This is a genomic window from Psychrobacter sp. PG1, from assembly GCF_014897815.1.
Taxonomy (GTDB): domain Bacteria; phylum Pseudomonadota; class Gammaproteobacteria; order Pseudomonadales; family Moraxellaceae; genus Psychrobacter.
This window is the reverse complement of sequence record NZ_JABUZG010000052.1, coordinates 95,042-118,763: the sequence shown is the minus strand read 5'-3', so window position 1 is coordinate 118,763 and position 23,722 is coordinate 95,042. Positions and strand designations below refer to the sequence as shown.

Sequence of the window (23,722 nt, the reverse complement as noted above, 5' to 3'; positions counted from 1 at the left end):
CTAATATCATTAATAAAGGCAAGACTATGCAACTTTCATCTGACAGCTCATCTTATCGCCTAAACGCCAATTTAGCGGATAATAGCGTGGTGTGTTTGATGGCGCCGACAGCAAGTGGCAAGACTGCACTGGCTTATGAGTTATATGATACAGGGCGTTATGAGCTAATTTCAGTAGATTCAGCGCTGATTTATCGTGATATGAATATCGGTACGGCAAAACCAACCGCTATTGAGTTGGCGCGTTATCCACATCATTTGGTTGATATTATCGATCCTATGCAGAGCTATAGCGTCGCCGAATTTGTGCATGACGTTGCCGGTTTGATTGATAGCTGTCACGAGAATGGCAAAATACCGTTGTTGGTTGGCGGTACTATGATGTATTACATGGCGCTGCTAGACGGGCTATCTCCAGTACCTGACAGTGATGATAGTGTTCGCGCACGTGTGGAGCAGTGGCGGCAAGATAAAGGCATTAGTGCGCTTTACGACTATTTAGGTGAGATAGATCCGATCAGCCATGAGCGCCTTAATGCGACTGATACTCAGCGTATTACCCGAGCAGTTGAAGTTTATCTGCAAACTGATATTCCTATAAGTGACTGGCAGCGAAAGCCCAAGCAGGCATTGGCAAATAATCCCAATCAGCAATGGCACGCATTGACAGTCATGCCTGATCGTCCATGGTTGCATACACGTATCGAGCAACGTTTAGATATCATGTGGAATGACGGGTTGGTGACTGAGGTCATTGGTCTGCTGGAGCGCTATCCTTTAACACCAAATCTACCATCCATGCGCTGCGTTGGTTATCGACAAGTACTAGAATACCTAGTACACATCGATCACCCAGTATTTGAACAGCCGCATCTAGACAACGCGCAATTTTACAGTGCTTTTGAAGTACTCCAGTCTTCAGGTCAATCAAGCTTATCTGATGGTGCGACCGAGGCACTTGCTTGTCAGCAAATGCAAAATAAGGCATTATATGCGACAAGACAATTGGCAAAACGTCAGTACACATGGTTACGCAAAGTCATGCAATTGCCTAGTACTTCCATGGATGGGGCGATAGCAGCCGATACCTCTAGCGAGGAAGGATATTCTATAGACCGCAATATGATGGTAAAAGCATTCACCACCATGGCGCAGGCAAGAGATTATTTGTATTAAATCTCTCAATGATACTAGGGCGTGTCCTTATTTTAAAAATGGTGACAAAATTTAGCCATTGTTAGCCCATTTAGAGGTTAATCGATGGAAATGAGGACACGCCACGCCTTAGAGCCATCAGTTATAGCAAAACCACTATCGCCCCAAAATATGGTATGAGTGAATACCTTATAAATACAATATGGTGTACTAAAATTATAGTATTGCAAAAAGCTCTATGCAACTATTAGAAAGTAATGACAATTAGTATCAAATTATATCGTAGATAGCTGTTATAATTTAAATTCATCAAAATAGTAGGTGTAATATTAGCCTAACTGTGTTTTTAATCAATATTAATTGACGTTTGTTGATAAAAATAACTAATGAAACAACTAGTTACTTAATTATTTACAATAATAATGTATTCGCGATAAAGTGGAATCACTTAAGAATAAGTAGCGTTTATTTAGATACGTTTTATAAAGAAAATTTATTATTGTATCTGCCGTTAGCCATTATAATTAAATTAAAACTTAAAATAGTTGGCACTAAAACATAATTAATAATATTTAGGAGAGCTCTCATGTCAAAAGGACAAACTTTACAAGATCCGTTTTTGAACTCGCTGCGCAAAGATCGCATTCCTGTCTCTATTTTTTTGGTCAATGGTATCAAGCTGCAAGGTCAGATTGAATCATTTGATCAGTACGTGGTATTGCTCAAAAACACTGTCAGTCAAATGGTATACAAACACGCTATCTCAACCGTCGTGCCGGCACGTAATCCACGTAGCAGTACGACAACGACAGGTACGAGCACTCAACCGCAAAGCGCTGCTCCAGCAGGTTATCAAGGTGGTGGGTTTGAACGCGGTAGTAATCCTGCTAGCACAGGTGGCTTTGAAGAGCGCGGCTTTGCGTCTAATCGCAGTGGTTTTAATCGTGGCGGCTTTAGCCAAGGCCAAGATCGTGGTTTTGAACGTGGTAGCTTTGGTCAGAGCCAGGAGCGTGGCTTTGAGCGTGGCGGTTTTGGTCAAGACCGTGGTTTCGAAAACCCAGCAGAAAATACGGGTTTTGAGGAAAAGCCAAACGATGGATCTAATGATAACAATGGTTAGAGAGCAAGATTCATTATCGAAGGTGCATTACTAATACGTGATTTATCCGATCAAAACCTGCTTTTTATAGTGGGTTTTTTTTGTATAAATAAACGTATAATAATGGTCTAAAATGACGTGCCGCGCTGTTAGCGATTGGTTTCGTAGATTATTATTAATATTGGGCATAGTATAGTAAAATACAGTATTGATTCATTATAAAATAGAGCGAATCCATGAGTAATACCCAAATCAATCTAACCCATGAGCAGTTTATTAGTAAGGCTATCGAAGCGATTAACACTGAGATATCGGCATTGGCTTTACTAACAGAGCAGATAGACGATAGGTTTGCACAAGCATGCGATATTATTTTAGCTTGTAAGGGTCGAGTCGTGGTCACTGGTATGGGTAAGTCAGGATTGATTGGGCGTAAAATAGCGGCGACGTTTGCCTCTACTGGCACGCCAGCCTTTTTTATGCATCCTGGTGAAGCTGGGCATGGCGATTTAGGCATGTTGGTAAAAGGTGATGTACTGCTTGCTATCTCTAACTCTGGTGAGTCCGATGAGATTAAGATGCTGCTGCCAGTGGTCAAACACCTAAATATTCCACTGATTAGTATTAGCCGTGATAAGCGCGGTATGTTGCCTCGTGCCGCGAACATTGTATTGACGCTCGGTAAATCGCAAGAGGCTTGTCCACTTAATCTTGCTCCTACTTCCAGTACCACGGCGACTTTAGCGCTTGGCGATGCATTGGCCGTTGTCTTAGTCCATGCGCGCAACTTTACCTCAGAGGATTTCGCATTATCGCATCCAGCAGGCGCATTAGGTCGTCAGCTGCTAACGCGAGTTGAAGATTTAATGCATACTAAGTCGGAAGATTTACCACTCATTCATCAGCAAGCGCCACTGCAAGAAGCGCTTTTTACTATGTCTGCTGGGCGCTTAGGAATGACGGTGGTGACCGATGATAATGATAAGGTGGTTGGGGTATTCACAGATGGTGACCTACGCCGTGGTCTAGAAAAAGGCATCGATTTGCAAACGCCGATGGGTGAAGTAATGGTTAGTAATCCACGGCACATTAGCAAGACCATGCGCGCATCAGATGCGCTCAGTGTGATGAATGAAAATGGTATTAGCCAGTTGCTAATTATTGACGACCAAGATCGTTTAGAAGCAATTATTACGGTACATGATTTGCTACAAGCCGGTGTAAAATAAATAGAATTAATAAAGATATCGGTTCATACAGTATAGATTCACACAGTATCGATTTATAACAATAAAATGTAAAAAATAGCCTTAAGAAAGAGGGATATGATGCAAGACTTAATCAAAAAAGCCGGACAAGTAAAGCTGTTGATAATGGATGTCGATGGTATTTTATCAAACGGTCAAATTATCTATGATGCCAATGGTATCGAGACCAAGGCCTTTTCTGTCCATGATGGCGTAGGCGTTAAGTCGTTAGCACGTTATGGCATTTTGACGGCTATTATTACAGGTCGTAGCAGTGCTATGGTAGATAAGCGCGCCGCGGAAATGGGCGTTAATTATGTGGTGCAAGGTCGTGATGATAAGCTGGTTGCTTTAAATGAGCTGCTAACCATACTTGATCCAGCCCTCAATATTACGGCTGCTGATTGCGCTTATATGGGCGATGATTTACCAGACATTAAAGCGATGCAGACCGTTGGATTTGCTGCAACAGTGCCCAATGCGCATGCTGAAGTCATTAATCGCAGTGACATGGTCACCACCCGAGCAGGTGGCACTGGCGCTGTACGTGAAGTATGTGACCTCATTTTGAAAGGTCATGGACACTATCAAGACTTCATCGCGCACTATACGCTTGATGCAGCAAAAACTCAGGATGATTTGTCGTGAATACTCGTGTTTTAATAGTTCTTGCCTTGATTATCGCTGGTATTGCAGGTTGGTTTTTTCAACAGCAAGGAGAGATAGCGCCGCCAGTTAGTATGGAAGCGACCGATGTTGATTATGAAGCAACAGATATCAAAGCGGTACAGACTAATGAGAAAGGCGAAACTGAGTATGAGCTGACTGCCAAAACATTGACGCACAATCCAGAGACCAATTTAGACGAGATGTCAGGCATCACTATGAATTGGGAGCCATCGGCAGAGCAGCGTTATCGTATTGAAGCGGGTAGTGCTGCTATCAGTCAGCAGACGGGTGAACTCAGCTTGTCAGGGGGCTTTTCACTGGTTAGTGAAGGCAATAAAGACGCGCCAGATATTGAACCGATAAAGGTGACAGGTAGTATCCTTAAAGGCAATACCAAATCAGGGCAAGTATATAGTGACGCGCCTGTCAAGATTGAACAAGGCATGAATCGGTTTGAAGCTTCTAGCATGACCGCCAACCTTGAGACCGGTGAATATGAGTTTGGTCAAGTGGCTGTCGCTTTTACTCCAGCTGAACGCCAAGACAAAGCATTGTTTTGATCGCAGTAACTCTTATTGACTATGTAATAAAAATAGCAGCTAGCATAAAGTTTGCAAATCCTACTACCCATTATAAAACGAGTGATTTTTATGACATCTAAATTTTTGCCTACTTTACGCTCATCATTAGCACGCTTCAATCTAACATCGTGCCGCTTGCGTCAATTACATGTGCTGCCAACGGTTATGCTGCTGGCACTGCCACTTTACAGTCATGCGCTGCCATCAGATGCCAATCAAGAAATCAAACTATTGGCAGATAAAGCGACCTATAGTGAGCGTACAGGCGTTACCAGCTATTCGGGTAGTGTCATTATCACTCAAGGTACGTTTAAAATGACCGCTGATAACATCACGGTTAACCTATCACAGGGTCGCAGTATCAACTCGGCAGTAGCGACCGGACGCCCTGCAACCATGCAACAGGTAGTCACACAAGAAAAAGGGCTGGCGAAAGGTCAAGCCAATAAGATTGATTATAATGCGGTCACTGGTATTGTTACTTTGACGGGTAATGCTAAGTTGGTTCAAAATGGCGCAAGTTTTGCGGGTAATGTCATTCGTTATAGCCTAAAAGCTGGTGATGTTGAAGCAACTGCTGGCGGTAATCAGCGCGTAGAGTTGGTGTTTCCGCCCAGTAGTAATAGTAGCCAAAGTAGCATCCGCTAAAAAGCTGAATGGTTAATGTAACTGTATCAACACCCCTTAGTGTATTAGTGCTTGAATTCTGCAACCGTATGAGTAAGTTATGAGTGATAATAAAAATACAAACCCTTTGGCAACCAACGATAACGCAGCACCTGCGACGCGACTATCAATGCAAAATCTAGGCAAACGCTATGGAAAGCGCTGGGTTGTGAAAGATGTCTCTTTCTCCGTAGAACAAGGGCAGGTCGTTGGTTTATTAGGTCCAAATGGTGCAGGGAAGACAACCAGCTTTTATATGGTGGTAGGGTTGGTCAATATGGATAAAGGCCGTGTCACTTTAGGAAAAATGGATCTGTCTAAATATGCCATGCATGAGCGTGCGCGTGCAGGAATTGGTTACTTACCACAAGAGGCGTCTATCTTTCGTAAATTGTCTATCGAAGACAACATCTTGGCTATTTTAGAAACTCGTAAAGAATTGAGTAAAAGCGAGCAAAAGCAAGAGCTGGAAAAACTAATCGGTGAATTCCATCTAGAGCATGTACGAAAATCATTAGGCATGAGCGTATCAGGTGGTGAGCGTCGTCGCTGTGAAATTGCCCGTGCATTGGCGGCTGACCCAAAGTTCATTTTATTAGATGAGCCATTTGCAGGCGTGGATCCTATCTCTGTTGGTGATATCAAAGACGTTATTTTGACCCTCAAAAATCGTGGTATTGGTGTTTTGATTACCGATCATAACGTTCGCGATACCTTGGCTATTTGTGAGAAAGCTTATATCGTCTCAGAAGGTGCTATTATTGCTGAGGGTACTTCTAGTGAAGTGTTAGAAAATGAATTGGTGAAAGCCGTTTATTTGGGTAAAGACTTTCACGTATAAATGAGGATGTGTTGAGCATTGGACTTGTCTCGAATACATTTTTTTGCCAAATGCGCATCGATTAGCTCTGCGTATTTTTAAATGTTCAATACACACCTAATATCTTAACGTGTTTTTCGCGCTACTATTTACGCTGTCTGTTAGACTTATAATTTCCATTAAGTTCTCAAGACAGCGCTTGCTACTTTTCCTATATCTAGCTATTCATCATATTTAGCATCACCTCTTCTATAAGATTTAGTCCATCATACTGATGGCTAATTTATCTCAAAGATCATTCTCAAATTAACGCTTATCAGAGCGTCACGATATTTTATCAATTAATCTTGATTGGACACTTGAATAAGGTTCATACGTTATGGCAAAAAATAAGAGTAGTTATGTCTGTCAGCACTGCGGCGCGCATTTTGGCAAGTGGGCAGGGCAATGTACTGATTGCGGTGAATGGAATAGCTTGGTCGAAGCACCAAATGTGAGCATGCCGCATCACAATAAAAACGTTTCTAAACCAGCAGCAAATCGATCAGCATCTCGTGAATCAGGTGGTGCACCAGCAGGAAATTATTCGGGTACGCATAGTGCGGTCATGCCGCTTAATGCCGTGAGCGTAACGCTAGACACACGCTTACCAACTGGTATTAGTGAGTTTGATCGTGTACTTGGTGGTGGATTGGTTGCTGGTTCAGTCGTTTTAATCGGCGGTGATCCTGGTATCGGTAAATCGACGATTTTGCTGCAAACTGCGACTAATATGGCACGTGCCGACTCATTGGCAGGTAGCGCCTTGTATGTGACTGGTGAAGAATCATTGGCACAGGTTGCTATGCGCGCTAGGCGCTTAGATTTACCGGCTGATAGATTACGCGTACTGGCCGAAACCAATGTAGAAACTATTTGTGCCGCCTTGACTCAAGAGCAGCCTGCCATCGCTATTATTGACTCTATTCAAACCATTTATACGGATGCAATCAATTCTGCACCTGGCGGCGTCAGTCAAATTCGAGAGTCTGCGGCCATCTTGACTCGCTACGCCAAACAGACTGGCACCGCGCTATTTTTAGTGGGTCATGTAACCAAGGAAGGCACGCTCGCAGGGCCGCGCGTTCTTGAACACATGGTTGATACGGTTTTATATTTTGAAGGTCAATCAGACTCACGCTTTCGGATGATTCGTGCCGTCAAAAACCGCTTCGGTGCCGTTAACGAATTAGGTATTTTTGGTATGACAGATATGGGACTGAAAGAGGTCGCCAATCCATCAGCGATATTTTTGAGTCGCTATGACAAACCCGTTGCTGGATCTGTTGTCATGGTCAGCCGCGAAGGCACACGACCCTTGTTGGTGGAGGTACAAGCGTTAGTCGATGATTCGCAAGGCTCACCTAGACGAATGGCATTAGGATTGGATTTTCAGCGCCTGTCCATGCTGCTGGCCGTCATGCATCGTCATGGCGGTATTCATACCAGCGGACAAGATGTGTATGTCAACGTCGTCGGTGGTGTCAAGGTCATAGAGACGGGATCTGACTTAGCAGTATTGTTGGCTTGTGCCTCAAGTATTAAAGAAAAAGCCTTGCCATCATCATTGGCTGTATTTGGTGAAGTGGGATTGTCGGGTGAAATCCGTCCTGTACCGAACGGTCAAGAACGTTTAAAGGAAGCGATGAAACATGGGTTTAAGTATGCCATTATTCCAAAAGCCAATGCGCCTGCTAAGGATGCTCCTCAATTTAAAGGCATCAATGTGATTGCCGTTGAACGTCTCGATGATGCCATTGAGAGTGCATTTGAACTATAAGGTGTAAGGGTTAATCATTTTGATTATGGTTATTTTATAAGTCATTGCTAAGCGCTACAGCTTTATCTGTAGCCTAATGGATACAATAAACTGAAACTACAAAAAAGCGCCTAACACTGATGTGTTAGGCGCTTTTTATGGTTTTTTTTATGGTTTAATGCAAATAGACTGTTTTTTTAGAATTATGGTCCTGAAACGCGCTCAATAGCAACATTACCCACACCTTTACCCGTAATACCGAGTTTTTTGGCAGCACCATAAGACAAATCTAGCACACGGTTACCATGGAATGGACCACGATCATTCACTTTTACCACGACGCTTTTACCATTAGTCTTATTCGTGACTTTAACATAGCAATTCAATGGTAGTGAACGATGCGCCGCTGTCAAACCATTCATATCGAATGTTTCGCCACTAGCTGTTTTACGACCATGGAATTTACGACCATACCAAGAGGCTAGGCCTGTTTGCTTAAATTTACTGACCGAGTTAGAGGCTACAGCTGTCAGACGCTCTAATACATCTTCATCATTGGTCAGTTGAGAGGTGTCACTGGCTAACAGCGAGCTGCTAAGTGCCAATGAAGTTGGTTGGCGTGCTGACTTCACCAAACTTGATGCGCCATCATGCTGACGGCTAAGCTCACCAAGTACACGATCGATATGGGAGGCGTTATCTTGTGAAATCATCGCAAGAGAGCTTTTTGCTTCTACAGCATTTGCATTAGTAGCAACTGCGGAGCCCGCAAACAATACTGCTGACATGGTAAGTAAACCAGATAAACGCTTATTCATAGATACCTCTATAACTTATACTTTAAAATCTAACTCTAATAGTTCTAGACTGAGCGTGGCAATGTTAGACCAATCTAACAGCGTCACAAACTCTAAAGCCGCATCATCAATATTTTTTTCATATAATTATTGATATTAAACATGGCTTTTATAGATTTTAAGGTATGGTAATTTTTCATTTTATTATCATAAGCGGGTCAGGATAATACGACCAAAGATACTTATGAAACGCTCAAATGACAGCTAACGATATTAGTATAACACCCAATCCGAATACAAAGGTTGAGTACCGAGTCCGCTATATGTGCTATTTACAAGCTTTCTAACATTGCTAAATTAATAAAGGTTTTAGAAGGTATTGCGTGTGTCTTTGTTATTAAACCGTTAATTAAGTAGTGTATTTGAAAGCTTGGAATCTACAATTCGCTAACTATACGTCCGAGCTACAACCAAAATATAATTAAATGCAAAGTTTATTAGTAGCTATGTACGGGTTATGTATCAAAGTACAGTAAAACGAGGTTAACGCAATTATTTGTAAAAAACAAGGATTAAAATCTATCAGTACCAATTGGCAACGAAGTGTTTTAATGAGAAGAAATATGAGGGTATTTTTAATTATTTCAATTAAATCAATGGCTTGTATTTATTATTAAAAGTAGATAGGAGGATTTTTATGGCAAGTTATAGGACTTGCCATAAAATGATGAAACAATAAAATTTGTTAGAAACTCTTAATTTGTTGTTGATTTATATTTATTTTCGACCATTTTGCATGTGACAACACTCTAAATGAAGACTTTAATTGGCTGGTTCATCCGCCTTACGACTTTTATATAGCCTGTATTTTTTGATTTTTAACATGAATAGCATTAAGGTAAAGTTTGAATGTTCATTAGAGAATCACTAGTAACTGTGCATCAACTGGGCTTGTGAGTGTGAATGGACATAAGTAGTCCAAATCCTGCCATCAAAGTGACGATCGCAGTACCGCCATAGCTAATGAAGGGCAGAGGAACGCCGACGACGGGTAGAATACCACCAACCATACCCACATTAACGAATACATAAACAAAGAAAGACATGGCAATTGCACCCGCTAGTAATCTACTGTATACATCAGGATGGGTGAAAGCGATGTATAAGGCGCGCAGGAGCAAACAGGAATAAATGAACATTAATAAAATCACGCCCAACAAGCCAAACTCTTCTGAAAAAGCCGCGATAATAAAATCAGTATGACCCTCTGGTAAAAAATGTAAATGCGACTGCGTGCCTTCTAAATAGCCCTTACCAGTGAGCCCACCCGCACCGATAGCGGTTTTTGACTGAATGATATTCCACCCAGCCCCTTGTACATCAGCTTCAGGATTTAGCAGTGTTAAGACACGGGTACGCTGATAATCATGTAATAGAAAATTCCAAGCAATCGCAATAAGCGGTATCGCTAATATGGCGGCAGCTGAAATCAATCGCCAAGACAACCCTGCCAAAAAAAGCACAAAAATACCACTGGCTGCCACCAATAGCGACGTCCCAAGATCAGGTTCTTTTGCAATTAATAATACAGGGACGATGATTAAGGCTAAGGTAATGACGATGCTAGATAGAGAGGGCGGTAGATCACGCTTGGATAAAAACCAAGCACACATCATTGGCATCCCAAGTTTCATAAATTCTGAGGGTTGCACACTGCCAAACCCTGGTAAATTAATCCAGCGCTGAGCACCCATACGTACTTCACCGATGATATCGACCAATACCAATAAAATTAATCCCATTACATAGAAGATGGGTGTAAAAGTGCGATAAAGGCTAGGCGGTATCTGTGCCATGATAAACATAACCGTAAAGGCCACACCATAGCTGACCATTTGACGTAATACCATACCGACATCTTGACCAGCCGCACTATATAAAATTGTCAAACCAATGCAGCAAACCGTCAATAAGAGGAGGGTCAACCATGGATCGATATGTATACGCTGCCATAACGATGGTGCATGACCTTGGCCTAAATGATGGCTCTGACGTGAAAAACGGTATTGCGGATTAGAAGACATAGGCAAAGTGTGTCTGGCAATTGAGGTAAGAGGGAAGTTTCAAATCAAATCAACATTTAAAGGTAATCGCACCATATTTATATCTATGCAAGTAAAATATCGTAGATAAAGTAACACATAAGAAATAAAGTCACATAATTATAAAAATTATAAGGATAAGTGTTAATTACCAATAACACGCCTCTGATTAGAGGCGATAGTTTAGCTTGCTTGCTGAAAATTTGATAGTATCGATAAAACGTTTTTAGCGGTAGCTTGTTGCAATGACCAATACAAAAAAATATTCTTATAGGCAGATTCACAAGCCTATGCTTGCACTACTCATGTGTGCCAGTAGCATCTCTGTTCATGCCGCTATTATCAGCGACAATAGTGAACGCCGTATCCAAGTACGTCAGGGTAGTAGCAGTAATGCTCACATCAGACCTTCGACGAATACTACAAGCTATAATTCTGGCGTTACCATGCTGAGTGGCGATAGCATGCAAGGATTGATTGCTCAAAAGCAGCGTGATTTTGATTTCGATGACAGTCTGTCTATTGAAGAAAATAAGCGCATGAATGTCAATCGGCGCGCGCCTGCTTATAATACAACTTACAGTAATAACAGCTACAGCACTGCGAATAATACTTACAATAGTACTTATACTGATTCTATTAGTATGGATTTTAACGCGTGGTTGAATAGCAATAGCTACCGTGCTAGGCAAGTAGCAGATTTTCAACGCTACCTAAATTCGCGGGTAGGCGCACAAAATGTACCGCCTATGTCGCAGTTGCTCACAACAGCGCGAAGCTGGAGCAAATGTGGTTATGAGCCTTATCAGTTACCACCGCAAGAATTATGGGCAAATATCGTCCCAACATTACGCTTGTACGGCGAATTGAAGCATCAAGGAATTCTACCCATCAGTAGTGAAATACGCTCGGTATATCGCAGTCCTGGTCTTAATGACTGTGCAGGCGGTGCCGATAGTAGCAAGCATATGAATGCCAGTGCTATCGACATCTGGGTGCCAGAGTATGAAGATAACTTATGGCGGCTCAGTACGATGCAAGATGGCTTATGCCAGTTTTGGCAATATCAGGGGCAATCTCATAATTTTGGTTTAGGGCTATATGCTACGGGTGCGATACATCTAGACACGGATGGTTACCGTAAATGGGGCTTCAATCACGCCAGCAGCTCATCTTCGTGCCGCTATTAAGTCATCTATGATCTATCAAAAAATCAAATAAATATGAGCCAGAGCTAATTAAGTTAGAGTAAAAGCGCTATAATAATACTGATGAAAGGCAGCGCTAAATGATAAATAGTTTAGCATTACAAAACTATGGTTAATGATCATTTAGTTTATGAAATAACATAGCGTCTATTGTAAGTAGGATTTATGAAGAAGCGGTATTCAACCATGGTGAAAACACATAAGTCTGATAAGCCAAAAAAAGCGTTTTTGCAATCAAATAACACGTATATGGCTTTGTTTGGTTCGGTCTTGCTATCTCTTTTATTGATCAGTGCTTGTAGCCCAGAAACGTTTTCTGAACAAGGCTCTCTAACAGCCGAAGATTCTGCTACTGATCCTGATAGAAACTTACAGGACGTTGAAGATATTGAAGATAATATCAAGAACTCTTACGCTCGGCTGGCTTCAAAGCGCTCAGATATCTGTCCAAAACTCATACAAGAAGAAATAGGCAGTCAGGTCGTTGAGCGTACTGCAGAAGTGATGGTGAATAATCATTGTGATTATTTTTTATACCCACGCAGTGGTCAGCAAATCTCGGTTAGCATTAACGACAGTCAAATTGAAGCGCTACTAATAGTGCCAGCCCTGCATGATTTCGCCAATGGTGATTATCAAGTAGACTCTTATGACAAGCACGTGATTCGATTGACCTATAATGGTGCAACTTATAAGCCTGAAAATTTCATGTATGACGTGGCAGTGACTATTTCTGGTTAAGAGCATTATTTTTTGTATGGACAACCCATTATCGACTTTTAGTACCACTCATAAACAGTGCTACTCATAATTTATTACCACTCATAAAGAGTGCCAACCTATAAAGAAATGCTGGGCAATACTAAATAGTGTTGCCCAGCATTTCTTTGTGCGGCTATTTATTGGTCTTTTTATCTTTCCAAGGATCCTCTTGTCCAACGGTGACAATCAGGAAATCATCAGGTTTAAGGGTATCTTGCATGGTTTGATTGACTTCTGATAGCTTTACTTGATCAACACGTTTGACATAATCAGTCAGATAGCTGTTTGGTAATTGATAAAAATTCATCATCCCAAGTAAGCCATTAATTCCTGCATTGCTCGCAAAACCCATCGGAAAGCTATTCTTAAGATTGTCCGTCGTTAAGCGCATCTCAGTGCTGGTAATTCCTTTTTCTAAAGTGTCATTGATAACGGCTAAGCTGGCATCAATGGCCGCGCGCGCCTTGTCATTACGCGTTGAAAAACCGATTTGGTACGGTCCTCGTGCCAGCATGGGATTCATAGAGCCTGATATGCCATAAGTGTAGCCCAAGTTTTGTCTAATCTCAGTCATGAGTCGCGCATTAAAATCACCGCCTGCAAGTACCTCATTACCAACCGCAAAGTTGGTTTGCTTCTGCTGAGACTGGGGATCGGTGGCGCGCTTATCTCCCAATTGTCCCATGAGTACGGTGGTTTGAGTACTTGGAAAGGGAATATGAATGTGCTTGGCTTGGCTCAGTGGTTTTGGTTCAGGCAGCTCAGTTGCAGGCTGACCCTTCGGTAATTTGCTAGTGATATCTTCCGCCAGTTTTTTTGCCTGTTCTAAGGTTAGATTACCAGTGATGGCAACAGAGGCATTTGCTGCGACCAAATAGCGGTTTTTGAAATCTATCAGTTGTTGCTTTTCGATAGTAGGAACGCTTTCAAGCGTACCCGCTGATGGATGGGCGTAAGGATGCTCGCCATACAATGCTTCGCTAAATGCAATGCTAGCAAGGCTGTTGGGATCTTGTTTTTGCTGCTGTAAACCAACCAATAATCGTGCTTTATTACGTGCTAGGATGCTGTCGTCAAAGGCAGGTTCGCTGAGCATCTGAGTCATTAAATCAACGGCTGGAAGTAGATGCTTATCATCAGATAAGCTACGTAGCGAGACAATAAACATGTCTTTATAAGCACTACTGTTTAGATTGATGCCCAAGGTTTCGACAGCGCGAGTAAATTCATTTTCGTCTAAGCGTTTAGAGCCTTGTGTCAACATAGTGGCAGTCATATTAGCAATACCAAAGCCTGTGCTACTAATACTGCCATCACGGGCGCTACCAGCGTTAAAACGCAAGTCGATATCGACAATAGGTAAGGCTGTTGTTTGTACAAAACGTACGGGAACGCCTGCCTTGGTTTTGAACTGCTGAATTGTTGGGATAGTAACGGTTAACGGTTTATCATCGTCAAGGCTGGTTAGCTTTGATAATGCGGCAATCGGTGCGCTGGTATCCACGGCCGCAGAGCCACGATATTCTTCAGCACCTGTTGTGTTTGCTTGTGCTGTCAACGTTGTTAGACCTAGCAAGATGCAAAGACTAAGATGCGACAGTTTTTGCATGGTGGCGGTTGCTGATGGTATTGAGCTGCATGCTTTTTTTCTATTTTGCAACAAATCACTATTTTGAGTCATGGTTTTCTTCTTATAAATAAGGTCTTTATGATTGGCGCTTGTATCGAATAAAGAGCTAACACGACGCGATTATTTCTCTGTCGCTGCTTGGTCTTTAGGTGGGATGACATGCATCACTGTTAAATTGTCCTTTACCAAATACTTTTTGCTAGCAGCTTCTATGTCAGCAATCGCCACGCTATCGAGTTTGGTGGGCAATTTGGCAAGCAGCGTATCGTCAAGACCGATAGACTGTAAGGAGCCAATCATCTGCGCCTGACCTTCCATACTGTCTTGCGCATAGACGAGCCCTGTGACCGTATTGGTTTTGGCACGCTCGATTTCATCGGCGGCGATGGGATCGGTTTTTAGCTTTTCTATTTCAGCCATAATGGCTTGTTGTGCTTGCTCTAAGCTGACACCTTCACGTGGAGTCGCTTGTATCAAAAACAGTCCATCGCCACGATCTAGCAAGTCATATGAAGTGCCCACTGTGGTAAGTAAACCTTGCTCGCGTATCAATCGACTCTCAAGGCGCGCAGAGAGACCACCGTCTAATACATCTTGAGCCAGTGAGAGCGCATAAGCTTGTTTTTCATTAGCTGCACCAGCAGTGACGAGACTGGGTACGTTATAACCCATTAACAATACTGGCACTTGTACGGCTTGCTCGGAGTCGACTTGCTGATAGCCACGGAAGCCTTTTTGACTGACGGCAGGACGTTTAGGTAGATCGCTTGGTGTTAGCTCACCAAAGTAACGTTTGACTTGAGCCAACACTTCTTGCGGCTTAACGTCGCCAACGATGACTAACGTTGCATTGTTTGGTGCGTACCATGTTTTATACCAGTCTTTTAAATCTGTAAGGGTAATGGATTCAAGCTCATCCATCGGACCAATAACGGATTCGCCTTTTGGACTATTCGGGAGTGCCAATAAGCGAAATGACTCATAAGCCTTAGCAAGTGGATTATCATCAGTGCGTTGGCGGCGCTCCTCCATGACCACTTGGTGCTCTTTGGTAAATTCCTGCTCATTAAAAAGTAGGTTTTTCATACGATCCGCTTCTAGCTCTAATGCCAAAGGAAAACGGTTGGCAGGGAATAGCTCGTAATAGCCCGTATAGTCGTAGCTGGTAAACGCATTATTGACGCCGCCAAATTTAGCAATCAAGCGCTCATAGTCGTCGCTCGAAACGTTAGTAGTGCCTTTAAACATCATATGCTCAAGCAAATGCGAGATGCCCCCTTTATCCAGTGGCTCATCTGCTGACCCAACTCGATACCAGATTTGAGTCATTACCACAGGTGCGCGATGGTCTTCTTTTACCACTACCTTTAGACCGTTTTCTAATTGATATTCGTGTCGACCTGACATATCCATGGTCAATGCTGATGAGGGCTGAATGTTTTGACCTGATTTAGCTGTGTTTAGCTCATCTTTACCCAAGGTATTTTCAATGACTGGCTTCTGAGCAGTCGACAATGTGTTGGTGCTGATAGTACTGGTTTGGCAAGCAGCAAGAGTCGTTGCTATTGCTAAGGCACAGGCAAGACGTAGAGAGGCGGCAGGTAAGTGCGACGGTGATAAAGGCAGTGGCATGGTATATTCTACTTATATAAAATGGCAACTTGTAAATTGATCAGTGGTTAGAACACTCTCAATACTAGCGATAGGTAGCAGGTTTTATAAAGATTTATGTGCCCCAACCATCACACTGGCTGTTGGCTTAAATTCTTGGGTGGTATTACAGCCTGTCGCGGATAGTACCAGTGTTGCTACTAATAAAGCTGCGCTGATGCTGATTGCTTTGTTTCCGTACGTTTTGTCAGTATTAGATAGTGATGGCATAGATAATTCCTAAAAATGAGGGTTGAGTGAGCGATAGTGAAGTAATTGGTAAGCTTTGGAATAAGGCTTGTTCTACAATAAACTCTGGTAGAGTAGGCGAAGTTTAGCATGTGTAAGGTCAGATTTTTGTTGCCAAATCTTAAGCGAAACTTTCTAAAGGGATGGTATGACTTGCCAGATTTGCAAAAATTGACGATAGGCTATGATGGTAAGGTCTGAGCACAACTCGAATTATGATAAACTAGGCTAAAAATTGACTGTCGTAGGTCATGATCCATGACAAAAACATGACGACATACCAACCCATTTAAAATAATCAAATAATTGACCGTGATAACTTTTAGGGCAAGCTTATGAATAACTCCAATAATAGCAGTCGTGTAATCATTAATCTCGATGGCAATCTTGATGACTTAGATGACGATGATATTACCTTACCCAGTCTGCCTTCGCAATCTGTGCCCATTATCGATGAGAAAGAAGATGCAGGCTCTATCCAAGCGCCCAATGATCAAAGCATCGAAGATCAGAAAAAAGACAGCACAATAAACAAAGATGTCTCAAGTGCTGATGCGGCACAAAACATTGCTTTGGGTGCGCCAATTGTGAGGACAGAAGAGCAAAGCACGTCTAAAAACGCCTCTGAAAGCTTTATAAGCGCTTCCTCAACTGATAACGATAATAATAAAAATATTGATACTAAGCTTAGCACTATTTCTACTGCCCCAACCATGCCACTACAAGAGCAACTTGGCGATAGCCCAAATGTCAGTCCTGCGAGTAGTGCGGTACAAGTGACCACTCAACCAGAAATCGAATCTACAGAGCTGCAAGAAAACAAGAAAAAAGGCAGCTGGTTTAACCGCATGAAAACGGGGCTAAGTAAGTCGCGTAAAAATCTTGCCGAAGGTATGGTCAGTATTTTGATCGGTGGCAAAGAGATTGATGATGAGCTATTGGAAGAAGTCGAAGATCAACTGCTGGTCGCCGATATCGGTGTCAATGCGACCAATCGTATTATCAAAAGTCTGACCGAGCAGACAGACCGTGGCGATTTGATTTATGCGCATTCATTATATAAAGCGTTGCAAACTGAACTGGTTGATATCTTAACGCCAAAAGTCGCACCACTCATTATTGATACCAGCAAAAAACCTTTTGTGATTTTAGTTGTGGGTGTCAACGGTGTCGGTAAAACCACGACGATTGGTAAACTTGCCAAGCGTCTACAAGGCGAAGGTAAATCCGTTATGCTGGCTGCTGGCGATACCTTCCGTGCCGCTGCTACTGAACAGCTACAAATTTGGGGTGAGCGTAATAACATTCCAGTCGTCGCTCAAGGTCACGGCTCTGATAGTGCTTCTGTTATCTTTGATGCGATGCAGTCTGCCAAAGCAAAAAATATCGATGTGTTAATCGCTGATACGGCTGGGCGCTTGCAAAATAAAACCCACCTGATGGCAGAGCTTGAAAAAGTGGTACGCGTCATGCGTAAAGCTGATCCAAGCGCACCGCACGAAGGTATGATTGTCCTCGATGCTGGCACGGGCCAAAATGCGATTAATCAAGTAGAACTCTTTAACAAGGTCGTACCATTAACCGGTATTACCATCACCAAATTAGACGGTACGGCGAAGGGTGGTGTGGTGTTCAATATCGCTGAAACGACGGATGTTCCTATTCGTTATATTGGTGTCGGTGAGTCGATTGATGATTTACGTGCCTTTAGTCCAAAACAATTTGTCGCCGCCTTATTTGAGACCGATGATAAAGAGTAGCGCTCGATAGGTTGTTTTAGTCGATGAACGATTTTTGAAAATATCATCATTTGAAAGGAAGCATCATGATAGTCACCACAGCCGCTTTTGGCGCACACCAGCTAACGTTAATTGCGAGTGTCAATGAGCATAGTAGCCCTAAGCTGGTAGAAGTCAATTGGCTGCTAGCAGGTGACTCTTGGCATAGCTCAAAATCTATTCCCAAACTTAAGAAACACTATGGGCTTGTCGATCAGAGCTTTACGTTTATCAATGAGGACAGCCTAAGCGAAAATGAGCCTGCCCAAGCGCTACTCATAGAGACTATAGCGCAATTAAAATCGTATTTTAAAGGTGATCGTCAGGAATTCGATTTGCCATTAGATATCAGCTTAGGAACCAAGTTTCAGCAACGAGTTTGGCAAGCATTACAAGATATTAGCTATGGCGAAACAATAAGCTATGCGACCCTGGCACAAAATGTCGATAGTCCCAAAGGGTTTCGCGCGGTTGCTAATGCTAATAGTAAAAACCCTTTTAGTATTATCGTTCCGTGTCATCGGGTCATTGCTAGCGATGGTAAGCTTGGTGGCTATACAGGTGGACTGGATAAGAAAACATACTTGCTAGCTCTCGAAGGTGTCACTTGCAAAACTTAGTAGGAGCGAAGCGCTCGTCACATAATACTAAACAAAAAAAGCCAAACATTTAAAACGTTTGGCTTTTTGATGTGTGAGACATAAAGGGTTGCGGGATAAAACTATTGCTCAAGTTGGGTCATTACCGCATCTGAGAAGTTCACATTGCTATAAACCTCTTGCACATCATCGATATCTTCTAACATATCAATCATTTTCATGACTTTTAGTGCGTCATCGACATTGTCTATTTCAGCACTGGTAGACGGTGCCATGGTCACTTCAGCATTGTCAGAGACCAAACCTGCAGCATTAAGCGCATCTTTGACGTGACCGAAATTTTCCCATTCAGTGATGACGAGCAAGCTTTCACCATCATTCTCGATATCAAGCGCGCCTGCATCTAATGCCACTAGCATGACTTCATCTTCTAGGCTTGTATCATTAAAGATGATTTCACCGCGCTTATTAAATAGATAAGCGACCGAGCCAGTAGTACCCAGATTGCCTTCATTTTTGGTAAAGGCGTGGCGTACTTCACTGACTGTTCGGTTAAGATTGTCAGTCAAGGTTTCGACAAGTACGGCAACGCCGCCGATGCCATAGCCTTCATAGCTTACTTCGTCCATATTGTCATTGTCATCACCGCCTGTACCACGAGCTACTGCACGGTTGATGGTATCTCGTGTCATATTGACAGATAGGGCTTTTTCAATGACAGCACGTAGGCGCGGATTCTTGTTAGGGTCAGGATCACCTTGCTTGGCAGCAGAGACAATTTCACGAATAATTTTAGTGAATACTTTACCTTTTACCGCATCCTGACGGGCTTTACGGTGTTTAATATTTGCCCATTTTGAATGGCCTGCCATATAACATCCTTAAGTTTTGCGTATTATTTATTGTGCTTAAAACAAGTATTTAATAACAATCTTTCACTATGAGTGTGTCATGAATAAGAGTATTTATACATTTTAAGATTTTTCAATCTGCATGATGACACACCTCAGATCACCTGTTTCTATGATATAGCTTGCGCTATCTCTTTGAAGTAACAGAGCTACCGACACGTTAACGATTTGTATTTTGTTGAGAGTGCTTTTTTGCTACACTGTGGCAACTTAGTGATTGTATTCACATGTGACCTGTGAACAATATTATAAACCAATTTTATCTATTTTGACTAACTTGGCCTTATCCAGCGTATTTTAAATCATTGGTTGCCATCAAGCCATTATTTTATATCGCTACTGACTCGATACTACTGACTATATGAAGCAACCGACGGCTGAAGCCATTACCCACCTGCGTAACCGCATTCATATTATTATTGAAGGCACAGATACCCGTTTGGGTAAACTTTTTGATATTGTATTATTGATTGCGATTTTGACCAGTGTGGCTGTGGTCATGCTGGACAGTGTGCTATACATGCGCCTGCAATATGGCACTATATTCTTTTATGCTGAATGGTTTTTTACCATTTTATTCACGATAGAGTATGCGCTCAGGTTGTTTTCAGCGCCTAACCGCGTGCGTTACGTCTTTAGTTTTTTTGGGGTAGTCGATTTATTGTCTGTGCTGCCAAGTTACCTAAGCCTCATGTTTGTGGGGGTACAGTATCTATTAGTGATACGGGTTTTGCGTATTTTACGTGTGTTTCGCGTACTCAAGCTCAAAGCTTATATGCAGCAAGCGGGATTTTTGGCGTCGGCGCTTAAAACCAGTCAGCAAAAAATCACGGTATTCTTTTTGTCGCTGGTATTATTGGTCACGATTTTCGGCTCGATTATTTACGTGGTAGAAGGTCCTGAAAATGGCTTTACCAGTATTCCGCTGTCTATCTACTGGGCAGTCGTCACCATGACCACGGTCGGTTACGGTGATATGTCACCCAAAACACCGCTAGGTCAAGCGATTGCGAGTATGGTCATGATTACGGGTTATTCGATCATTGCAGTGCCAACGGGGATTTTTACTTCTGAGCTGGCACGTAATATGCGTCCGCAACTCAATCCCGTCACCTGTCCTAATTGTGGCAAGTTCGGTCATGCCATTGCAGCAGAATTCTGTGATCGTTGTGGACACGCTTTGCATATTTAGTAGTGTTTGTGCGCTGTCTGCTTTCGTAAATATTTATATTTTATATCGTTATACATCAATGTATTCACTAACGAGTGGTGATAAGTCAATCTCAACACCGAGGTTGACCAAGTTCCAGTATTGTCCTGACACTGTGCGATCTAGCATCATGGTGGTTGCGGAAGGTTGGAATTGACCAAAGTACTTCAACGACGTCCGCATTTGAGCAATGACTTCGTGATGAACCTGACTTTGACCAAAATCAAAAGCGCCTTGTTGATAAGGTTGAATAGACAGAGGCTTTAGCCCAATGGATAGCCATTTCTCATAAAACTCTCCGGGGATATTTTTATCGTCATCACGGCGAATATCAAGAGCGATGAGATCCTGCTCAAGGGCAGTCACATCTCCTTTAATGGCATGCTTGGCAAAACGGCGGAACAATTGAACTTCGCTGTCACTATAGCTACGAATGCCGCCAAAATCATAAGCCACCACACTGCCATCTTTGCGAAAGGCAAAGTTGCCAGGATGTGGGTCACAGTGCATACGGTATAAGCCAAATAGTTGTCCTGCGGTAAAGTGGAACAGACGCTTGGCTATGTCTTGTTTGATCTCATTGTCCCAAGTCGCCGCGACGGTTAGGGTTTCTCCCATCTCTTCTGTTAGGGTTAAAATCCGTTTAGAAGAGTGGCTGCTAATGACTTTAGGAATAATAAGACCTTTGTCTTCTGCATGAAATGCGCCAAAAACTCGTAAGTTATGCGCTTCTTTAATATAGTCCAATTCATCATGTAAACTTTGGCGAATCTCGTTGAATAGTTGCTCTTGCAACTGTTTGCTCATATTGAGCACACCCGCGATTTTTAGTGCCATGCGTACTTGTTTGAGGTCACTATCACAGTTTTCATCGACATCAGGATATTGAACTTTAACCACCACTTTTTGACCAGATGGCAAAACGGCTTTATGCACTTGACCGATGGAAGCCGCCGCAAACGGTGTTTCTTCAAATTCGCTAAATAATTCTGCAACAGGCGCTTTAAGCTCGCGCTCGATTTGTGCACGTATCTGCGCATACGGCATGGGCGGCGCATCTTTTTGCAGCTTTTCTAATGCTGTCGCCACTTCTGGTGGGAACACGTCTTTATATTGCGAGGCAATTTGCCCGACCTTCATCACCGCGCCTTTCATTTCACCCAACGTTTCGGCTATCTGAATGCCCACATCTTGCATCAGCTCTGAGCGTGCTTGCAAACGTTTTTCTTCGTCACTTGAGAGGTGCTTAAATGAGTTTTTAGCTGCTTTGCCGGCAATGCTTGCTGTCATGCCAGCCAATTTCATAAAGCGCTTTCCAGACGATTTTGCCATTCATATCACCATATAGTGGGTTGTTTGCTCAGCCATAATTTTAGTATTTTAGTCAAACAATTGCTGTTTAACTCGTGTGCTATTGATAAAGCATAGTTATACAATTCATGGTTTTCGGTTATCAGGATTAAGAATTAAGCATTAATCGCTGATTGTGACAGAGTAGAGGCTATCAAGCCAGTAGGACAATGCCATTTGATAACCCAGATGCCCCAAACCACAAATAACACCGACGGCGACATCGCTTAGATAAGAATGATGGCGAAAAGGTTCGCGTGCATGCACATTGGATAAGTGTACCTCTATAAACGGTTTTTGTGTGGCTAAGAGCGCATCACGTAATGCAACCGAGGTATGAGTAAAGGCGGCGGGGTTAATGATAATGGCATCTACTTGCAGTGCTGTATCTGCTAAAAGTCCATGATATTGGATGTCATCTATCAGCTTACCTTCATGATTGGATTGTATACATATCAATTCAATACCGTGCTGAGCTGCACGTGCGATCAGACGTTCCTCGATATCTGCTAGTGTCGTATGACCATAAATCTCAGGTTCGCGCTTACCCAATAAATTCAAATTGACCCCATTAACCAGCAATAACTTATGAGTGAGTGTTTTATCGGCATTTTGCTTCGAAGGCGTGACGGTTGGTATAGACTGAGAAGGAGAGGTCATAATGGTCTCTATAACGATGGAACGAGGTTGAGGATTTATTATTTGTTATAAGGTTTAGATACTGTATAAGCATGAAATGGCATAAGCGTAAAATTGCACAGTTTAATCAAACCTTTCTCTTTATGATAACAGCTTGATGGCGAGGTTATAAAAAAATTACATGAAAAATAAAGCTAAAGCCAAAAAATCATGTTAAAAGTCTTTATGTTGCTAAAAACCCGTGCTATGATATTTTTTATGCAATAATTATTGCAAGTTTGTTGCTACTGCCGAAGTAGAGCAATTAGTAAGACAGTCGTTATGTTTGTAAATACTCACTGTGTTGCTACATACCATTATTTGCTATAGATGCGGTATGTAGGTGATAGTAGTGATTATAGTACTCTTAAGTTTTTGATCTCATCATCTTAGATCCCGTTTATATGCAATGTTGCAAAGGAATTTGGGGCTAAGCGGACTTTTTTAGGAAGCAATATTATGTCAGCTCGTGAGCAAGGTATCGTTAAGTGGTTTAATGACTCAAAAGGCTTTGGCTTCATTCAACGTGACAGCGGAGAAGATATTTTTGTCCATTTCCGCGCGATTCAAGGTGATGGCTATCGTTCTCTAAAAGATGGCGAAAAAGTCGAATTCAGTGTGGTAGAAGGTGATAAAGGCCTTCAAGCTGAAGAAGTCAGAAAAGTAGAAGAGTAATCTATCCAGTCATTAGAGCGGTTTAGCTATAATGTCTGTAGACACTACTGATATACTACTGAGTCAAGCCCGTTTTATCTTACCCATGT

Annotated in this window: 21 protein-coding genes and 1 pseudogene; 14 read left to right on the top strand and 8 right to left on the bottom strand. The window is 42.4% G+C overall.

The window, feature by feature from the left end; translation table 11 throughout:
- Window positions 1-26: 26 nt before the first annotated feature.
- The 8 genes from miaA to radA all read left to right on the top strand — a co-directional run bounded on the left by miaA (window position 27) and on the right by radA (window position 8,055).
- Window positions 27-1,175 (top strand): tRNA (adenosine(37)-N6)-dimethylallyltransferase MiaA, encoded by a 1,149-nt coding sequence (gene miaA, locus INT03_RS06055; RefSeq protein WP_193008161.1) that lies wholly within the window; start codon window positions 27-29, stop codon window positions 1,173-1,175.
- Window positions 1,176-1,740: 565 nt separating this feature from the next.
- Complete coding sequence (gene hfq / locus INT03_RS06050) at window positions 1,741-2,274, top strand: RNA chaperone Hfq (RefSeq protein ID WP_193008159.1); 534 nt, start codon at window positions 1,741-1,743, stop codon at window positions 2,272-2,274.
- A 215-nt stretch (window positions 2,275-2,489) separates the two neighbouring features.
- The gene (locus tag INT03_RS06045) at window positions 2,490-3,482 is read left to right on the top strand and encodes a KpsF/GutQ family sugar-phosphate isomerase (protein WP_193008154.1); all 993 of its coding nucleotides are present in this window, start codon (window positions 2,490-2,492) and stop codon (window positions 3,480-3,482) included.
- A 99-nt stretch (window positions 3,483-3,581) separates the two neighbouring features.
- The gene (locus INT03_RS06040) at window positions 3,582-4,148 is read left to right on the top strand and encodes a KdsC family phosphatase (protein WP_193008238.1); all 567 of its coding nucleotides are present in this window, start codon (window positions 3,582-3,584) and stop codon (window positions 4,146-4,148) included.
- On the top strand, window positions 4,145-4,729 hold the full coding sequence (gene lptC, locus INT03_RS06035; protein WP_045446404.1) for an LPS export ABC transporter periplasmic protein LptC: 585 nt from the start codon (window positions 4,145-4,147) through the stop codon (window positions 4,727-4,729). The genes INT03_RS06040 and lptC overlap by 4 nt, the downstream gene beginning before the upstream one ends.
- Window positions 4,730-4,819: 90 nt before the next feature.
- A complete protein-coding gene (gene lptA, locus INT03_RS06030; protein WP_413469109.1) occupies window positions 4,820-5,398 on the top strand; it encodes a lipopolysaccharide transport periplasmic protein LptA in 579 nt (192 codons plus the stop codon).
- Window positions 5,399-5,477: 79 nt separating this feature from the next.
- Complete coding sequence (gene lptB / locus INT03_RS06025; protein ID WP_413469108.1) at window positions 5,478-6,257, top strand: LPS export ABC transporter ATP-binding protein; 780 nt, start codon at window positions 5,478-5,480, stop codon at window positions 6,255-6,257.
- Between the two features lie 358 nt (window positions 6,258-6,615).
- Window positions 6,616-8,055 (top strand): DNA repair protein RadA, encoded by a 1,440-nt coding sequence (gene radA, locus INT03_RS06020; protein WP_193008153.1) that lies wholly within the window; start codon window positions 6,616-6,618, stop codon window positions 8,053-8,055.
- 182 nt (window positions 8,056-8,237) lie between these two features.
- Here the strand turns inward: radA and INT03_RS15125 are convergent.
- Window positions 8,238-8,579, bottom strand: a pseudogene (locus INT03_RS15125) (septal ring lytic transglycosylase RlpA family protein); the annotation flags it as partial.
- A 1,193-nt stretch (window positions 8,580-9,772) separates the two neighbouring features.
- Complete coding sequence (gene rodA / locus INT03_RS06010) at window positions 9,773-10,915, bottom strand: rod shape-determining protein RodA (RefSeq protein WP_055124925.1); 1,143 nt, start codon at window positions 10,913-10,915, stop codon at window positions 9,773-9,775.
- Window positions 10,916-11,178: 263 nt separating this feature from the next.
- Here rodA and INT03_RS06005 point away from each other — a divergent pair, with 263 nt between their 5' ends.
- Window positions 11,179-12,123: a D-Ala-D-Ala carboxypeptidase family metallohydrolase gene (locus INT03_RS06005; RefSeq protein WP_193008149.1), complete on the top strand. Its 945-nt coding sequence runs from the start codon at window positions 11,179-11,181 to the stop codon at window positions 12,121-12,123.
- Window positions 12,124-12,306: 183 nt separating this feature from the next.
- Window positions 12,307-12,882, top strand: coding sequence for a hypothetical protein (locus tag INT03_RS06000; protein WP_193008148.1), 576 nt, complete (start codon window positions 12,307-12,309; stop codon window positions 12,880-12,882).
- 154 nt (window positions 12,883-13,036) lie between these two features.
- Here INT03_RS06000 and INT03_RS05995 read toward each other — a convergent pair whose 3' ends face one another.
- The 3 genes from INT03_RS05995 to INT03_RS05985 form a co-directional block, all read right to left on the bottom strand.
- Window positions 13,037-14,584, bottom strand: coding sequence for a M16 family metallopeptidase (locus tag INT03_RS05995; protein WP_193008146.1), 1,548 nt, complete (start codon window positions 14,582-14,584; stop codon window positions 13,037-13,039).
- Between the two features lie 69 nt (window positions 14,585-14,653).
- Window positions 14,654-16,165, bottom strand: coding sequence for a M16 family metallopeptidase (locus INT03_RS05990; RefSeq protein ID WP_193008144.1), 1,512 nt, complete (start codon window positions 16,163-16,165; stop codon window positions 14,654-14,656).
- A gap of 84 nt (window positions 16,166-16,249) precedes the next feature.
- Window positions 16,250-16,414: a hypothetical protein gene (locus INT03_RS05985; protein ID WP_193008142.1), complete on the bottom strand. Its 165-nt coding sequence runs from the start codon at window positions 16,412-16,414 to the stop codon at window positions 16,250-16,252.
- 731 nt (window positions 16,415-17,145) lie between these two features.
- Between INT03_RS05985 and ftsY the strand changes: the two genes are divergently transcribed.
- A complete protein-coding gene (gene ftsY, locus INT03_RS05980; protein WP_413469112.1) occupies window positions 17,146-18,192 on the top strand; it encodes a signal recognition particle-docking protein FtsY in 1,047 nt (348 codons plus the stop codon).
- Between the two features lie 65 nt (window positions 18,193-18,257).
- Window positions 18,258-18,830: a methylated-DNA--[protein]-cysteine S-methyltransferase gene (locus INT03_RS05975; RefSeq protein WP_193008140.1), complete on the top strand. Its 573-nt coding sequence runs from the start codon at window positions 18,258-18,260 to the stop codon at window positions 18,828-18,830.
- Between the two features lie 101 nt (window positions 18,831-18,931).
- Here the strand turns inward: INT03_RS05975 and INT03_RS05970 are convergent, their stop codons facing one another.
- A complete protein-coding gene (locus INT03_RS05970; RefSeq protein ID WP_193008138.1) occupies window positions 18,932-19,681 on the bottom strand; it encodes a YebC/PmpR family DNA-binding transcriptional regulator in 750 nt (249 codons plus the stop codon).
- 400 nt (window positions 19,682-20,081) lie between these two features.
- Here INT03_RS05970 and INT03_RS05965 point away from each other — a divergent pair, with 400 nt between their 5' ends.
- The gene (locus INT03_RS05965) at window positions 20,082-20,912 is read left to right on the top strand and encodes an ion transporter (protein ID WP_045446426.1); all 831 of its coding nucleotides are present in this window, start codon (window positions 20,082-20,084) and stop codon (window positions 20,910-20,912) included.
- Window positions 20,913-20,960: 48 nt separating this feature from the next.
- Here the strand turns inward: INT03_RS05965 and INT03_RS05960 are convergent, their stop codons facing one another.
- The gene (locus INT03_RS05960) at window positions 20,961-22,262 is read right to left on the bottom strand and encodes an ABC1 kinase family protein (protein ID WP_193008136.1); all 1,302 of its coding nucleotides are present in this window, start codon (window positions 22,260-22,262) and stop codon (window positions 20,961-20,963) included.
- Window positions 22,263-22,403: 141 nt separating this feature from the next.
- Window positions 22,404-22,940, bottom strand: coding sequence for a type II 3-dehydroquinate dehydratase (gene aroQ, locus INT03_RS05955; protein ID WP_045446432.1), 537 nt, complete (start codon window positions 22,938-22,940; stop codon window positions 22,404-22,406).
- Window positions 22,941-23,417: 477 nt separating this feature from the next.
- Here aroQ and INT03_RS05950 point away from each other — a divergent pair, with 477 nt between their 5' ends.
- The gene (locus INT03_RS05950; RefSeq protein WP_011513806.1) at window positions 23,418-23,633 is read left to right on the top strand and encodes a cold-shock protein; all 216 of its coding nucleotides are present in this window, start codon (window positions 23,418-23,420) and stop codon (window positions 23,631-23,633) included.
- Window positions 23,634-23,722: the final 89 nt, after the last annotated feature.